General features: G+C 73.7%; 18 protein-coding genes. 8 read left to right on the top strand and 10 right to left on the bottom strand.

Annotated features, from left to right (window positions below):
• Window positions 1-55: 55 nt before the first annotated feature.
• Both ygfZ and ACVCAH_RS01570 read right to left on the bottom strand, forming a co-directional pair.
• The gene (gene ygfZ, locus ACVCAH_RS01575; RefSeq protein ID WP_447134213.1) at window positions 56-1,168 is read right to left on the bottom strand and encodes a CAF17-like 4Fe-4S cluster assembly/insertion protein YgfZ; all 1,113 of its coding nucleotides are present in this window, start codon (window positions 1,166-1,168) and stop codon (window positions 56-58) included.
• Entirely contained in the window at window positions 1,165-1,593 is a 429-nt protein-coding gene (locus ACVCAH_RS01570; RefSeq protein ID WP_447134212.1) for a Fur family transcriptional regulator, read from the bottom strand. The genes ygfZ and ACVCAH_RS01570 overlap by 4 nt, the downstream gene beginning before the upstream one ends.
• Before the next feature lie 68 nt (window positions 1,594-1,661).
• On the opposite strand from ACVCAH_RS01570, the gene ACVCAH_RS01565 reads away from it, so the two are divergent.
• Window positions 1,662-2,507 carry an aminotransferase class IV gene (locus ACVCAH_RS01565; protein WP_447134211.1) on the top strand — a complete coding sequence of 282 codons (846 nt, stop codon included), beginning with the start codon at window positions 1,662-1,664 and terminating at the stop codon, window positions 2,505-2,507.
• Between the two features lie 122 nt (window positions 2,508-2,629).
• On the opposite strand, the gene ACVCAH_RS01560 is transcribed toward ACVCAH_RS01565, so the two are convergent.
• Both ACVCAH_RS01560 and mtfM read right to left on the bottom strand, forming a co-directional pair.
• Complete coding sequence (locus tag ACVCAH_RS01560; RefSeq protein ID WP_447134210.1) at window positions 2,630-3,223, bottom strand: FABP family protein; 594 nt, start codon at window positions 3,221-3,223, stop codon at window positions 2,630-2,632.
• A gap of 112 nt (window positions 3,224-3,335) precedes the next feature.
• Complete coding sequence (gene mtfM / locus ACVCAH_RS01555; protein ID WP_267897534.1) at window positions 3,336-3,440, bottom strand: small membrane protein MtfM; 105 nt, start codon at window positions 3,438-3,440, stop codon at window positions 3,336-3,338.
• Between the two features lie 23 nt (window positions 3,441-3,463).
• Between mtfM and ACVCAH_RS01550 the strand changes: the two genes are divergently transcribed.
• From ACVCAH_RS01550 to ACVCAH_RS01540, 3 genes are all read left to right on the top strand, one after another.
• Window positions 3,464-3,826, top strand: coding sequence for a DsrE family protein (locus tag ACVCAH_RS01550; protein ID WP_109898117.1), 363 nt, complete (start codon window positions 3,464-3,466; stop codon window positions 3,824-3,826).
• 97 nt (window positions 3,827-3,923) lie between these two features.
• Complete coding sequence (locus tag ACVCAH_RS01545) at window positions 3,924-4,304, top strand: SCP2 sterol-binding domain-containing protein (protein WP_447134209.1); 381 nt, start codon at window positions 3,924-3,926, stop codon at window positions 4,302-4,304.
• Entirely contained in the window at window positions 4,301-6,358 is a 2,058-nt protein-coding gene (locus ACVCAH_RS01540) for an amylo-alpha-1,6-glucosidase (RefSeq protein WP_447134208.1), read from the top strand. The genes ACVCAH_RS01545 and ACVCAH_RS01540 overlap by 4 nt, the downstream gene beginning before the upstream one ends.
• Before the next feature lie 12 nt (window positions 6,359-6,370).
• Here the strand turns inward: ACVCAH_RS01540 and ACVCAH_RS01535 are convergent, their stop codons facing one another.
• From ACVCAH_RS01535 to ACVCAH_RS01510, 6 genes are all read right to left on the bottom strand, one after another.
• On the bottom strand, window positions 6,371-7,231 hold the full coding sequence (locus ACVCAH_RS01535) for a hypothetical protein (protein WP_447134207.1): 861 nt from the start codon (window positions 7,229-7,231) through the stop codon (window positions 6,371-6,373).
• A gap of 85 nt (window positions 7,232-7,316) precedes the next feature.
• Window positions 7,317-7,652, bottom strand: a complete 336-nt coding sequence (locus ACVCAH_RS01530) for a DUF1416 domain-containing protein (protein ID WP_447134206.1) — start codon at window positions 7,650-7,652, stop codon at window positions 7,317-7,319.
• 1 nt (window position 7,653) lies between these two features.
• Entirely contained in the window at window positions 7,654-8,502 is an 849-nt protein-coding gene (locus ACVCAH_RS01525; RefSeq protein WP_447134205.1) for a sulfurtransferase, read from the bottom strand.
• Between the two features lie 204 nt (window positions 8,503-8,706).
• Window positions 8,707-8,784, bottom strand: a complete 78-nt coding sequence (locus ACVCAH_RS01520; protein WP_311202345.1) for an Ms5788A family Cys-rich leader peptide — start codon at window positions 8,782-8,784, stop codon at window positions 8,707-8,709.
• Window positions 8,785-8,857: 73 nt separating this feature from the next.
• Window positions 8,858-9,643, bottom strand: coding sequence for an LmeA family phospholipid-binding protein (locus ACVCAH_RS01515; RefSeq protein WP_447134204.1), 786 nt, complete (start codon window positions 9,641-9,643; stop codon window positions 8,858-8,860).
• A gap of 80 nt (window positions 9,644-9,723) precedes the next feature.
• Complete coding sequence (locus tag ACVCAH_RS01510) at window positions 9,724-10,782, bottom strand: hypothetical protein (protein WP_447134203.1); 1,059 nt, start codon at window positions 10,780-10,782, stop codon at window positions 9,724-9,726.
• A 244-nt stretch (window positions 10,783-11,026) separates the two neighbouring features.
• Here ACVCAH_RS01510 and ACVCAH_RS01505 point away from each other — a divergent pair, with 244 nt between their 5' ends.
• From ACVCAH_RS01505 to pstS, 4 genes are all read left to right on the top strand, one after another.
• A complete protein-coding gene (locus ACVCAH_RS01505) occupies window positions 11,027-11,746 on the top strand; it encodes a winged helix-turn-helix transcriptional regulator (protein ID WP_447134202.1) in 720 nt (239 codons plus the stop codon).
• A 155-nt stretch (window positions 11,747-11,901) separates the two neighbouring features.
• Window positions 11,902-12,756 (top strand): polysaccharide deacetylase family protein, encoded by an 855-nt coding sequence (locus tag ACVCAH_RS01500; RefSeq protein ID WP_447134201.1) that lies wholly within the window; start codon window positions 11,902-11,904, stop codon window positions 12,754-12,756.
• Window positions 12,757-12,818: 62 nt separating this feature from the next.
• Complete coding sequence (gene mshD / locus ACVCAH_RS01495; RefSeq protein ID WP_447134200.1) at window positions 12,819-13,745, top strand: mycothiol synthase; 927 nt, start codon at window positions 12,819-12,821, stop codon at window positions 13,743-13,745.
• Window positions 13,746-14,059: 314 nt separating this feature from the next.
• Window positions 14,060-15,166 (top strand): phosphate ABC transporter substrate-binding protein PstS, encoded by a 1,107-nt coding sequence (gene pstS / locus ACVCAH_RS01490; RefSeq protein ID WP_447134199.1) that lies wholly within the window; start codon window positions 14,060-14,062, stop codon window positions 15,164-15,166.
• Window positions 15,167-15,200 lie beyond the last annotated feature (34 nt).

Raw genomic sequence — 15,200 nt, 5'->3', positions numbered from 1 at the left:
CGGAACTTTTCCGGCCTGAGCGTCGCCAAGGAGAGAACTTTTCGCTACCAGCCGCCTAGGCCGGATCGATCGCGGCGGCCGTCTCCCCGACCAGCAGCCGGGCGTCGTCCGGCACGTTCCGCTTGAGCACGGCGAGGGCGACCTGGCCGAGTTCGTGGTGGTGCACCGCGGTGCCGACGAAACCGACCGTCCGGCCGTCCAGGCTCACCGGCGTACCGGCGACCGGCGGCTGGTCGGTGGTGACCCCGTCCAGGTGCAGCAGGACGAGCCGGCGCGGCGGGCGGCCCATGTTGTGCACCCGGGCCACCGTCTCCTGGCCCCGGTAGCAGCCCTTCTCCAGGTGCACGGCCGGGGCGATCAGGTCCACCTCGGCCGGGATGGTCCGGTGGTCGGTGTCCACCCCCACCCGGGCCCGCCGGGCGGCCACCCGGATCGCCTCGTACGCCCAGAGGCCGGCCACCGGCACCCCGGCGCCGCGCAGTTCCGCGACCACCTGCTCCATCGCGGTCCGGGGCACCAGCAGGTCCACCCCGAGCGGGCCGCGCCGGGCCCAGCCGCCGACCGGCAGCGGCCGGACGTCGTACCGCGCGGTCGGCCGGGGCGGCACGGAGCCGGTACGGAACTTCGGGCCCGGCACCGCGAGCACGTCGGGCTCGGCGAGCCCGGTCACGCCGAGCGTGGCCAGCGCGTCGGGGGCCTCCGGCCCGACCAGGGAGAGCAGCGCGTGGTCGGGCGTCACGTCGCGCGGCTCGACCTTGCTGAAGAACCGCATCTTCTCCAGGTACGACAGCAGCCCCTCGGTGGCGCCCGGCTCGGTGTCCAGCCAGGTGGTGACGCCGTCCTCGGTCACCATGGCGTGCTGCTCGACGTGCCCGTGCGGGGAGAGCACCAGCAACTCGGTGCCCTGGAAGGCGGTCAGCTCCGCCAGGTGCTGGGTGGTGAGGGTGTGCAGCCAGCCGATCCGTTCCTCGCCCGGCACCGCGATCACCCCGCGGTGCGAGCGGTCGACCAGGCCGACCGCGGTGTCCAGCGTCCGCTGTTCGCGCATCGGGTCGCCGTAGTGCGCGGCCACCCCCCGGACGCCCGCCGCGGCGTGCGCCGGCTCGGGCTGGTCCCGGCTGGCCTCGTCGATGCTCTCGACGGCCACCGCTCCCGCGATGTCGATCATTTCTGGTCCCCGTTCTGACAGCGGCCGCAGACGCCGAAGAGTGACACGTGCCCGATGTCCACGCCGAACCCGCGCTGGCCCGCCAACTGGTCGGCCAGCGGGCGCAGCAGCTCGGGATCGATCTCGTCGATCGCGCCGCACTCCCGGCAGACCAGGTGGACGTGCTGGTCCTCGCCGGCCGCGTGGTAGGTCGGCGAGCCGTGCGAGAGGTGGGTGTGGGTCACCAGGCCGAGCCGTTCCAACAGCTCCAGCGTGCGGTAGATGGTGGTGATGTTGACGCCCGCGGCCACTTCCCGGACGGCGTTGTGCACCTGCTCCGGCGTGGCGTGCCCCAGATCCAGCACCGCTTGGAGGATCAGCTGCCGCTGCGCCGTCAGCCGCAGCCCACGGGCGCGGAGCAGTTCCGCGAGGGAGGATTCGGACACCGTCCGATCATAGTTCGGTAACCACGGTGACCCCCGGCCCGCCGGGCACGCCGCTACGCTCGGCGGTCATGGCGTCGAGGATCGCGGTGCTCGGGCGGGGGCTCGTACCGCCCGCGGAGCCGGTGCTGCGCGGCGACGACCTGGGCGTGCTGCGCGGCGACGGGCTCTTCGAGACGATGCACCTGCGGGCCGGCCGGCCGTGGCTGCGCGACGACCACCTGGCCCGGCTGGCCCGGGCCGCGGCGGCCGTGGAGCTGGCGCTGCCGCCCACCGCGGCGCTGGTCGACCTGCTGGACACGATCTGTGCCGGCTGGCCCGCCGAGGTGGAGGGCGCGCTGCGGGTGGTCTGCACCCGGGGGCCGGAGGACGGCGGGCCGCCGACCGTCTACGCCACGCTGGCCGAGGTGCCGGCCGCCGCGCGGGCCGCCCGCCGGGACGGGGTCACCGTGGCAACGCTGCCGCTGGGGGTGCCGGCCGTGGCCCGCACCGGCCTGGACTGGCTGCCCGCCGGGATCAAGTCGACGTCGTACGCGGTGAGCACCGCCGCCCGCCGGTGGGCGCGGCGGGCCGGGGTGGACGACGTGCTCTGGGTCTCCACCGACGGGTACGCCCTGGAGGGCCCCACCGCCAACGTGGTCTGGCTGACCGGCGACACGCTCTGCACGGTGCCCGCCGCCGACACCGGCATCCTGCCCGGCACCACGGCCGCCTGGCTGCTCGCCCACGCCCACGAGCTCGGCCTGGCGGCGGCCGAACGCCTGGTCACCCCCGCGGAGCTGACCGCCACCGACGGCGTCTGGTTCACCTCGTCGGTCCGCGGCCTCACCGAACTGCGCACCCTCGACGGCACCGCCCTGCCGTCCTCCCCCAAAACCCCCGCCCTCCAGTCCCTGCTCTCCTTCCCCCTCCCCTAACCTCCGACCCGCCTCCGTTGATCATGAAGTGGGCGTACACGCCGGGGCGGATGACGCCAACCTCATGATCAACCGGCGCGGACCAGGGGTGGGAGGGGGTGGGGACGGGGGGGTGGGGTGGGTCAGCCGGCTACTCGGATGAGGCGGGCGGAGAGGTGCGGGGAGAGGCCATGGCCGAGGCCGGCCATCTCCTGGGCGTAGAGCAGTGCGCCCTCGACGATGCCGAAGAGGCGGTGGCCGGCGGTGACCTCCTTGGCGGTCGCGGTGCGCACCACCGCGTCGGTGGCGAACTCGACCTGGGTGCCGGTGCGCCGGCCCAGGTAGAGCTCCATCACCCCGGTCGGCGTCGTCATCAACGCCTCCAGCTCGTCGGTGGCCCGGTCGTCCTTGACCACCGGGCGCCACCAGCCGACCTCCCGACCGGCCGGGCGGACCGGGCGGCTCTGCTCGTCGAGGATCCACGCCCGGGACTCGTAGAACAGGAAGGGCCGGCCGTCGTGGCTGATCCGGATCTCCTGGGCGAAGTCGAAGTCCTCGATGGTGGGGAAGCCGCCCCGGCCCCGGCCCCGCCACACCCCGATGTACGGGAGCAGCCCGTCCAGCGTGGGGTGCAGCTTGGGACCGACGCGCAGGTCGTGGCTCTCCTCGTACGGGTACGGGTCGACCGGCGGCGCGTTCAGCCACGGCGGCGGCTGCAGCGGGTTCTCGTCGCTCACCGAGCCCCCTCCGTTCGCGACTGCGGGGCCAGGCCCGACTCACTCCTTGCGCTCACCGAGCCCCCCTTCGTTCGCGACTGCGGGGCTCGCAGACCCGGCTCACTCCTCGCGCTCACCAACGTCCTCTCGATATGCGTACCGCCAGGTAGACCAGGCCACCGGCGAGCGCGCCCAGGCCGGCGACCAGCAGGCTGACGAACCCGATCTCGGTGACCATCCCGGCCATCCTATGCTGGCGCCATGGCCCGCACTCTCGTCGTCAAGGCCACCGCCGGCGCCGACGCCCCGGAACGGTGCGCCCAGGCGTTCACGGTCGCCGCCACCGCCGCCGCGGCCGGCGTGGACGTCTCGCTCTGGCTGACCGGCGAGTCGACCTGGTTCGCGCTGCCCGGGCGGGCCCAGGAGTTCGAGCTGCCGCACTCGGCCCCGCTGGCCGAACTGCTGCACGTGATCCTCACCACCGGCACGGTCACCGCCTGCACCCAGTGCGCCGCCCGCCGGGACATCGGCCCCGGCGACGTGCTGCCGGGCGTACGGATCGCGGGCGCGGCGGTCTTCGTCGAGGAGGCGATGGCCGAGGGGGCGCAGGCGCTGGTCTACTGACCGGGCCCGACCCGACACCGCCGCCGGCCTCGTGACGACCGGTCGACGGAGCGGCGATACCGGCCCGACAAGTCGGGCCAATGCCTACCATTCGGTTGTGGCCGAGGCGACCGAGCGATTCTTCGAATCACTGCCGGCACGCGCCCCGGAGATCCTCCGCGGCCTGGTCAGCGGCGCCCTTCAGATCGAACTCAGCAACGGCGACCGGATCGACCACTGGCTGGTGCGGATGCGGCCGGGCGCGATCGAGGTGCGCCGGGAGCGGGGGCCGGCGGACGCCATCTGGTACAGCAGCGAGGACCTCTTCGACCGGTTGGTCACCGGTCGCGCCCAGGGGGTCGCCGCGGTGCTGCGCAACGAGAGCACGTTCAGCGGCAACGTGGTCCTGTTCCTGGCGTTCCGGCGGTTCTTCCCCGACCCGCCCGGCACCCGGGACCCCCGGGAGGTCGCCCGCAAGCAGGCCGGACGGCTCAGGTGAGGCCGCTGGTCAGCATCCTGGACGGCAACACCTTCCTGGTCAGTGACCTCCGGGGCGACATCGAGCCCTCCCTCGACTACCCCACCGGGCTCTTCTCCTTCGACACCCGGTTCCTCTCCACCTGGCTGCTCACCCTCGACGGCGAACGGCTGCACGCGCTCTCCGTCGACGACGCGGAGTCCTACCGCACCCGCTACTTCCTGGTGCCCGGCGAGCCGACCCACTACCTCGACGCGAAGGTATCGGTGATCCGGAGCCGGGCGATCGGCGGCAGCTTCGACGAGGAGCTGACCGTGATCAACCACGCCGGCCGGGAGATGGAGTTCAACGTCCGGGTCGACATGGGCGCCGACTTCGCGGACCTGTTCGAGATCAAGAACGTGCGGCAGAAGCACGGCCGCGTCACGGCCTCGGTCAGCGGCAACGAGCTGCGGTTGACCTACCGCCGGGAGGCCTTCCACCGGGAGACGGTGATCACCACCACCGCGTCGGGACAGATCGACGTGTCGGGCATGACCTTCCGGGTCCTGATCGGTCCGCACGACGAGTGGACCACGCGGCTGCACGTGAACACAGTCGTGTACGGGGCGCGGGGCGAGGACATCCGGTCCAACCTGCCGCTGTACCGCGGCAGCCGCGGCGCGACCGCCATCGAGGCCGAACAGAACGAGCTGATCAGGCAGGCCCCGAAGCTCGGCTGCGACTGCGAGCCGCTGGCCGGGGCGTACCGGCGCAGCCTGAACGACGTCGGGGCGCTGCGCTACGAGTCGATCGCGCTCGGCGTCCGGCTGCTGGCGGCCGGGCTGCCCTGGTTCATGACCCTGTTCGGCCGGGACAGCATCATCACCTCGCTCCAACTGCTGCCCTACCTGCCGGAGCTGATCCCGCCGACGGCCCTGATCCTGGCCGGACTCCAGGGGCACCGGTTGGACGACTTCCGCGACGAGGAGCCGGGCAAGATCCTGCACGAACTGCGCTACGGCGAGATGGCCGGCTTCGAGGAGCAGCCGCACTCGCCGTACTACGGGTCCGCCGACGCGACGCCGCTCTTCGTGATCCTGCTCGACGAGTACGAGCGGTGGACCGGCGACGCGAAGCTGGTGAAGCAACTGGAGTCGGCGGCCCGTGCCGCGCTGGAGTGGATCGACACGTACGGGGACCTGCTCGGCACCGGCTACATCTGGTACCAGACCCGCAACGAGGAGACCGGCCTGCCCAACCAGTGCTGGAAGGACTCCTGGGACGCCATCTCCTATGCCGACGGCCGGCTGCCAAGCTTTCCCCGGGCCACCTGCGAGCTGCAGGGGTACGCCTACGACGCGAAGATGCGCGGCGCCCGGCTGGCCCGCGCCATCTGGGGCGACCCGGCGTACGCGGAACGGCTGGAACGCGAGGCGGCCGCGCTCAAGCAGCGGTTCAACCGGGACTTCTGGATCCCGGAGAAGGAGTACTACGCGCTCGCCCTGGACGCCGACGGCCGGCACGTGGACGCGCTCAGCTCCAACATCGGCCACCTGCTCTGGAGCGGCATCGTCGACGAGTCCCGGGCCGGTCGGGTCGCCGAGCACCTGCTCGGGCCGCGGCTCTTCTCCGGCTGGGGCGTCCGGACCCTCGCCGACGACCAGGGCCGCTACAACCCGATCGGCTACCACGTCGGCACCGTGTGGCCGTTCGACAACTCGATCATCGCCTGGGGGCTGTGGCGGTACGGGTTCCGGGAGGAGGCCGGCCGGATCTGCGACTCGATGCTGGCCGCGTCCCGGTTCTTCAACGGGCGGCTGCCGGAGGCCTTCGCCGGTTACGAGCGCGAGCTCACCCAGTACCCGGTGGAGTACCCGACCGCCTGCAGCCCGCAGGCCTGGTCGACGGGGACGCCGCTGCTGCTGCTCCGGGTGATGCTGGGCCTGGAGCCGCAGGGCGAGCACCTGATCATCGATCCGGCCCTGCCGGAGGGGATGGGCCGGGTCGAGCTGCTGGACATTCCCGGCCGGTGGGGGCGGGTGGACGCGCTGGGTCGCAGCCGCACCCCGCACGACGGCGTTCGCGGCCACTGACCGCCGGACGGGTCAGCCGGCGCAGCCGGTGGTGGCGGAGACCGGGCTGTCGGGGGCGGCCAGGTCGAGCAGCACCGCGACTTCGCCCCGCCGGTACGCGTACACCTGGGGTGTGTCGGCCACCGGCGCGGCGAGCGGGGCGAGCGGGGCGAGCGCGGCGGCCGGGGACGACGGTGGCGGGCCGGCGGCGGCCCGGGCGGTGCGGGCGACGCCGCCACCCGGACAGGGCACGGTCAGCAGCTCCGGAGCCGGCCCGGCCGGGCGGCCGAGGGCCGACAGCGCCTCGGCGAGGGCGGTGGTCTCCGCCCCGCCGGCACCGGGCGGCGGCGCGGCGTAGCCGGTGCCGACCGGGCGGCAGCCGGTGTCGGCGATGAGCCGGACCCGGCCGTCGGCCTCGCGGCGGCCCTCGACGGTGACGAACTCGCCGGCGTCGGCGCGCAGCCGGGGACCGTCCGGGGTGGCCCGGACGCCGGCCCGCCAGCCGGCCGGCAGCCGGTCGGCGACCCGCTCCAGCAGCGCCCGTTCCTCGCCGGTGGGCACCACCACGTCCACCCCGCGGACCAGCGTCGCGCCGTCCGCGAACGGGGTGACCCGGCAGCCCCGCTCGATCCGCGCGGGGGTCAGCGCCAGCACCGCGTCGCCGGCCGCCGCGACCAGTTCACCGACGGCGCCGTCGACCACCGGGCCGGCCTGGTCCAGGGTGCGCTGCTCGCGGACGGTCGGCGGGTCGTCGCGGACGGAGACCCAGGTGAGCGCCGCCAGCAGCACCGCCCAGGCCACCACGACGACGATCAACCAGGGCCGCCGGCCGGGGGCGGCCGGCTGATCGGGACCGGTCGGTGGGGCGTACCCCGGCTGGACGACACCGCTCACCCGCTCATGGTGTCACGCACCCGGAACGCGGCCGGGGCCGGTCACCCGTGACGGGTGACCGGCCCCGGGCCGATCAGAGCGTGGGTCAGGCCAGGGCCACCGTCACGGCGACCTCGTTGATCCCCCGGCCGGCGGTGACGGTGGTGTCGCCGTTGCCGTACCGGGAGAGCGCCCGCAGGGTCCAGGCGCCGGGGGCGGCGAAGAACCGGAACTGGCCGGCGGCGGAGGTCACCACCTCGGCGGTGAACTCGCCGGTGGAGTCGAGCAGCCGGACGTACGCGCCCGGCACGACCTCACCGGACTCGGCCTTGACCAGGCCGGTGATGACGGTCTCCTTCTCCAGGTCGAGGCTGGCGGGCAGCGGGGCGGCCTGGTCGGGAGCGGCGCAGCCGGCGGCCGTTGCAGCGGTCGGTGCGGTCATCTCAGGCCTCCCCGGGCTCGTCGCCGAGCGCCACCGGCACGCCGACCAGCGAGCCGTACTCGGTCCAGGAACCGTCGTAGTTCTTCACGTCGCGGTGGCCGAGCAGCTCCTGGAGCACGAACCAGGTGTGCGAAGAGCGCTCGCCGATCCGGCAGTAGGCGATGGTCTCCTTGCCGTCGTCCAGCCCGGCGTCGGCGTAGATCCTGCGCAGCTCGTCGTCGGACTTGAAGGTGCCGTCCTCGTTGGCCGCCTTGGACCACGGCACGCTGATCGCGGTCGGCACGTGCCCGGCCCGCTGCGCCTGCTCCTGGGGCAGGTGGGCGGGGGCGAGCAGCCGGCCGGCGTACTCGTCGGGGCTGCGCACGTCGACCAGGTTCTTGGTGCCGATGGCGGCCACCACCTCGTCCCGGAAGGCCCGGATGGAGGTGTCCGGCTCCTGGGCGACGTACTGCGTCGCGGGGCGGGTCACCGGGTCTTTGACCAGCGGGCGGGCGTCCAGCTCCCACTTCTTGCGCCCGCCGTCGAGCAGCTTGACGTCGCGGTGGCCGTAGAGCTTGAAGTACCAGTACGCGTACGCGGCGAACCAGTTGTTGTTGCCGCCGTAGAGGATGACGGTGTCGTCGTTGCCGATGCCCCGCTCGGAGAGCAGCGCCTCGAACTGGCCCTTGTTGACGAAGTCCCGGCGCACCGGGTCCTGCAGGTCGGTCTTCCAGTCCAGCTTGATCGCCCCGGCGAGGTGGCCGGTGTCGTAGGCCGAGGTGTCCTCGTCGACCTCGACGAAGACGACGCCCGGGGCGTCGAGGTTCTTCTCGGCCCACTCGGCCGAGACGAGTGCGGTGTCGCGACTCATCAGATCACTCCCTGGTGAGGATGGATGGTGAGCCAGCGCACGGAGATCGATGTTTGTCAGTGTCGCACCACGCGCGGGACCCATGGGTCGGAACGGATCACGGGTTCGTGCGACGGCGCCGCTGCCGGGCGATGGTGGGAGCACCGGAGGGTACGCGGACCCTGCGTGCCGATGGCCGCTAGGCGGCCGAGGACAGCCCCGCCGTCAGATGACGGGGCGACACAGGCAGGTGGCCACGCGGCACAGGTCGACCGCGCGCCGTTTGGTGAGGAGCGTCCCCATGGGCAGGGAGCCTACCAGCCGCGCCCGGATCAGCCACCGGACCGACCAGCATCCGGGACGCGGCCTCGGTGGCTCAGCCGGCCGAGTTGATCGGTACGTTGCGCGCGTCCGCGCTCACCGCCAGCCCTTCGGGCAACGGCCGGACCTCGCGCACCGCGAGCTGGAACGGCAGCTCGGGCAGGGGTACGTCGACCGAGATGCCCTTCGCGTAGTTGTTCAGCAGCGTGCGGGCCAGCGGCACGTTCGGCAGCCCCTCGGCGTTCAGGTCGTTGAAGCGCAGCGCGACCTTGCCCTGCTCGCCGACGGTGATGTCGGCGGTGCCGGTGACGGTCAGCCGCTGGCCGAGGATGTCCACCGGCGCGGTGACGGCCAGCCGGCCGTCCTGCTCGCCCAGCCGCAGCCCCGGCCGGTCGAGCAGCTTCGCCAGGCTGTCGTAGCTGATGGTGCCGGTGCCGTTGACCCGGTCGGCCACCACCTCGCCCTGCCCCGAGCGGATGGTGTCCAGCGAGGCACGCACGTCGCGGGCGTCCACATCGAGCCGCGGCACGCTGACCGCGTCGCCCTGCACCGCGCCCTGCACGTCGCGCAGCACGATCGAGATGCGCTCGTAGCGGCCGTCGAGCACCTGGGTGAGGAACGGGAAGCCGCCCACCTCCACCTCGGGCGGCGCGGACTGCGCGTTCTGCTTGGCGACCTCCTGCCGGACCTGGTCGGCGATCGCGCGCTCGGCCACCGCGGCCGCCACCCGGTCGGCGACGACCAGCAGCCCGGCCAGGAGCAGCAGCAGGACCACGAGGGTGATCAGTACCTTGCGGCCCCGGCGTCGGGGCCCCTCCTCGTACGGATAGTCCTGCGCCACGCCGCCTCCTGTCTCCACGCCCGGTCGCCGTGTCGCGGGCGCACCGTTGGTACCCGAAAGGGGAAAAGCTCAATCTCCGGTCACAGCACCAGCTTGCACATCGCGTACGCGGCCGGCGCGGCCAGCGCGAAGCCGCCGAGCGGGCCCTGCATGTGCCGGGCGACCCACATCGTCGGCGGCTCGCCCGCCATCAGCCGGCCCGCCTCGGCGTAGCCCACCGCCAGGTCGGCCAGGACGGCGGCGACCGCCGCGACCAGCCCGATGATCGCGGCCCGGGTCGGCGTGAACGGCGTGACCAGGTAGCTGCCGAGCAGGGCGCTGATCAGCGTACCGACCATCGCGCCGGCGACCACGCCGGCGGCGCCGCGGGGCACCTGGGGCGCCAGCCGCGGCCACGGCGCGACGGCGTCGGTCAGCCGGGCGACGGTGAGCGCCACCCCGCTCGCGGTCAGGCAGACGGTGATCGCCTGGGTGCCGGCGGGGATCCGGCTGAGCACGATCAGGGTGCCGAAGGCCACCACGCCGACCACGATCAGCAGCGTCCCGCCGAGCGAGTCGGTCACCCGCACCCGGTCGACCCGGCGGACCAGCTGACCGAGCACGCCGAGCAGGAAGCCACCCGCCGCGACGTAGCCCAGCGGCGCCAGCCCGGCGACGTCGGACTGCACGGCGGCGGTGTCCGCCGCGACCGCGGTGGCGCCGCTGACCAGGGCGACCAGCAGCACCGCGGGCGGCCGCATGGCCATCGTCCAGGCCAGCACGAAGAGCAGCTGGACGCCGAGGATGATGAACGCGAAGGGCAGCCGGTGCCCCGGCCCGGAGGTCTGCGCGCCGAGCACCAGACCCACCCCGAGCAGCACGGCGAACCCGGCGACGGCGAGCGCGAGCGACCGGCGCACCTCGACCGGCGGCACGGTCTCCTCGTCCGGCTCGGCGCCCGGCTCGTCGTCGGGGCGGCGAGGCGGCTCACCGCTGCGGCGGGCCCGGCGTGGCCCGCTGCGCTCCCGGCGGTCGTCCTGGTCGACGGCCGGTCCACCACGCGGGGCCGGCGGCTGGCCCCGGGACGGGCCGGCCGGCTGCGGGCGGGGGCCGTCGGGCCACGGGTCACGGCCGGTCTCGGGCGAGCTGGAGGGAAACACGCACCGATCGTGCCAGACCCACCGGCGGACGCGGGGATCACGGTTTCGGCAACGTTAAAACCTGCGGCGTGATCAGGGGCAAGCCGGGCAAACAGGAAAGCGCGCGGAGGCGCAGCCGGGGCGATCGGTTACGCTCAAGCCGATACCCGCCCGTCAGCGACGCCGGGACCCACGGAAAGTTCTCAGCGCCACATCCGCGAGGAGTGCGCTGGTCGCGCGCGGCACAACAGCCGCCGGGACGGAGGTGATCGTGGAGATCCTGCTGCTGGTGACCGCGCGCGCAAGCGAGCCGTCAGCCGTGCTGCCGGCGCTCGACCTGCTGCCGCACTCGGTCCGCACCGCGCCGCGCGACGTCCGCACCCTGGTCGCCGGCCCCAGTCCGGACGCGGTGCTGGTGGACGCCCGGTCCGAGCTGAGCGAGGCCCGGGCCACCTGCCGGATGCTGCACGCCACCGGGCTCGGGGTGCCGCTGGTCGCCGTGGTCACCGAGGCGGGGCTGATCGCCCTCAACGCCGACTGGGGCGTCGACGACGTCATCCTCGCCGCCGCCGGGCCGGCCGAGGTGGAGGCCCGGCTGCGGCTCGCGGTCGGCCGGCTGAGCAACGCGGTCTCCGGGGCCGGCGGCTCGATCCGCGCCGGCGAGCTGACCATCGACCCGGACACCTACGCCGCGAAGCTCAAGGGGCGCCCGCTCGACCTCACCTACAAGGAGTTCGAGCTGCTGAAGTTCCTGGCCCAGCACCCGGGCCGGGTGTTCACCCGGGACCAGTTGCTGCGCGAGGTCTGGGGCTACGACTACTTCGGCGGCACCCGGACGGTCGACGTGCACGTCCGGCGGCTGCGGGCCAAGCTCGGCTCCGAGTACGAGTCGATGATCGGCACGGTCCGCCAGGTCGGCTACAAGTTCGTCGTACCGCCGGCCCGGTCGCTGCCGGACGCGGAGCCGGCGCCGCTGCCGGTCTGACGCCCACTCACCCCTCCCGGGCACCCTTCCCCAATATGCCCTTTTTGAGCAGCTCAGCCCCCTTATCCTGACTGCCGGGTTTGCCGGAAAAAGGGGGCGGCGGTGCGTGCAGTGACCACGAGGGCGGCGACGGGTCGAACCGGGCGGGGGCACTGATGCCGGCCCCCTCGACCGTACGCGCCGCCGGGATCGTCACGCTGGTGCTGACCGCCCTGCTCGGGTCGGCGTACGCCCTGGGCCGGAGCCTGATTCCGGACCGGCCCGATCCGCGCTCGTCGGGCGTGGTCACCAGCGCCACCGGCCCGCACTACGGTGAGCAGCCGTCGCCGGACACCGGCTGGTCGGACGGCCCGGACGAGGCCGGCCAGGACGGACGCGCCGGCCGGCCCGAGCCGACCGACCCCGAGGGCCCGCTGGGCACCCGCACCACCACCGGCAGCTCGCGGGTCGCGCTGACCTTCGACGACGGCCCGGACCCGCAGTACACCCCGCAGGTGCTGAACGCGCTGCGGGAGTTCGACGTCAAGGCCACCTTCTGTGTCGTCGGCGAGAACGTGCAGGCCCACCCGGACCTGGTCCGGGCGATCGTGGCCGACGGCCACACGCTGTGCAACCACACCTGGAACCACGACGTCGCCCTCGGCTCCCGGTCGCCGGAGCGGATCCGGGCCGACCTGCTCCGCACCAGCGGCGCCATCCGGGCGGCGGTGCCGGACGCCCCGATCGTCTACTACCGCCAGCCCGGCGGGGCGTGGACCCTGCCGGTGGTCTCGACGGCGCGGACCCTCGGGATGACGCCGCTGCACTGGAACGTGGACCCGTCGGACTGGCAGGCGCCCGGCGCCGGGCGGATCGCCGCGACGGTGGTCACCCAGGTCACGCCCGGCTCGGTGGTGCTGCTGCACGACGCCGGCGGCGACCGGCAGGGCACGGTGGACGCGCTGTACCGGATCCTGCCGGAGCTGACCAACCGGTTCCAGTTGGAGGCGCTGCCCACCGAGCCGACGTGACCGGACCCTCGGCAGTGGACGGCGGGCCCGGGCCGCGGTGGTCGCCGGGCTACGGTGGCGGGATGAGCAGCGCCGAACCGACGATCGACCAGGTGACCCGGACCGACCGACTCTCCTCGGCGGAGATCGCCGACGTGCTCGCGCTGGCCGGCGTGGCCGGGGACGCGGACGGCGCGGGCCCGCTCGACGAGCACGTGCTGCTCCGGCTCCGCGACCCGGGGGCGCCGGCCGTGCACCTGACCGCCCGGAGCGACGACGGGCTGCTCACCGGCTACGCCCACCTGGACACCACCGACGCCGCGACCGGGATCGGGGTGGAGCTGGCGGTGCACCCGGCGTACCGGCGGCGGGGCACCGGACGCGCGCTGGCCCGCGGGGTGCTGGCGGCGGCCACCGGCCCGCTGCGCGCCTGGGCCCACGGCGACCACCCGTCGGCCGCCGCGCTCGCCGTCGACCTCGGCTTCCGCCGGGCCCGGGTGCTCTGGCAGCTGCGCCGGCCGCTGACCGCTCCGCTGGACGAGCCCCGCCTGCCCGACGGGGTGGTGCTGCGCGCCTTCCGCCCGGGCGCCGACGACGCGGCCTGGCTGGCGCTGAACGCCCGGGCCTTCGCGGAGCACCCCGAGCAGGGCCGGTGGACCCCGGACGACCTGCGGGTCCGGCTCGCCGAGCCGTGGTTCGACCCGGCCGGCTTCCTGCTCGCCGAGGAGTCGGCGACCGGCCGGCTGCTCGGCTTCCACTGGACCAAGGTGCACGAGCGCCCCGGCTCGGCCCGGATCGGCGAGGTGTACGTGCTCGGGGTGGACCCGTCCGCGCACCGGGGCGGCCTGGGCCGCGCGCTGACCGCGGCCGGGCTGGCGTACCTGCGCGACCGGCGTGGGTTGGACCGGGTGATGCTCTACGTGGACGAGTCGAACACCGGCGCCGTCGCGCTCTACCAGCGGCTCGGCTTCGCGCACTGGTCCGCGCACGTCAACTACCACCTGGGCTGAGCGCCCCGGCGGGCACGGCTGCGGCGCTCCCCCGGGTCGGCGGGGCGCCGGACGGGGCGGTGTCGCGGCGGATCGGCGGATCCGCAGGCCGCCCGGAAAAATGCCCATACTTCCGACAGAGGCACCTGAGTTCACGTAACGGACAACTCGCCCTCAGCGAGCGGTCACCTGGCGGGCCGGACGTGTTCACCTTCCGTTCATTTCCGACCGGCGAACCGGCTACCTGGCGCTCCTAGCTTGTGTGACAGCCGGCCCGCGCCGGCTCCCGGGCCCCAATCCGGGCGCCACGTCAGACGTGAAGGGAAACCCCTCAGGTGAAGCTCCAGCGGCACGGCACTCTCGCCTGCCTCGCTCTTACCGCGACGCTCGCCCTCAGTGCATGCGGCTCGGACAACAACGAGCCCGCGAGCGGCGCCACCGCCTCCGGGTCGGCCGCCGCGGCCGACTGCGCCACCGGCACGCTGAACGCCCAGGGCTCGTCGGCGCAGAAGAACGCCATGGCCGAGTGGATCAAGGCGTACCAGCAGCAGTGCCAGGGCACCACGATCAACTACGAGCCCTCCGGCTCGGGCGCCGGCATCCAGGCGTTCATCGCCGGCACCGCCGACTTCGCCGGCTCCGACTCCGCGCTCAAGGAGGAGGAGCAGCCGCAGGCGAACGCCAAGTGCGTCGGCGGCCAGGCCATCCACCTGCCCATGGTGATCGGCCCGGTGGCCGTCGCCTACAACGTCAGCGGGGTGGACAACCTCCAGCTCAAGCCGGCCACCCTGGCGAAGATCTTCGCCGGCAAGGTGACCAAGTGGGACGACCCCGCGATCAAGGCCGACAACCCGGGTGCCACGCTCCCGGCCACCGCCATCCAGACGGTGCACCGCTCGGACGAGTCCGGCACCACCGACAACTTCACCAACTTCCTCACCAAGACCGCCGAGGCCGACTGGACCTTCGGCAAGGCCAAGGCGTGGAAGGCCCCGGGCGGCACCGGCGCCAAGGGCTCGGACGGCGTGGCCAGCCGGGTCAAGGGCGCGGACGGCTCCATCGGCTACATGGAGTGGTCGTTCGCCGAGAACGCCGGCCTCAAGATGGCCAAGGTCGGTAACGGCAACGGCGAGTTCGCCGAGCTGACCGCCGAGAACGCGGGCAAGACCATCGCCGGCGCCAAGGTCGAGGGCCAGGGCGACGACCTGAAGATGTCGATCGACTACAACACCAAGGAGGCCGGGGCGTACCCGATCGTCCTGGTGACCTACGAGATCGTCTGCTCCAAGGGTCTCGCCGCCGACAAGCTGCCGCTGGTCAAGGGCTTCCTGTCGCACGCCGCCAGCACCGAGGGCCAGGCCGACCTGACCGAGCTGGGCTACGCCCCGCTGCCGGAGACCGTCCGCACCAAGGTCGAGGCCGCGGTCAAGAACCTCTCCTGAGCCAGCCGACCCCACCACCTCCGCAACCGAAGCG

It is taken from the genome of Micromonospora sp. LZ34, assembly GCF_052981855.1.
This window is presented reverse-complemented; position numbering and strand designations above follow the sequence as displayed.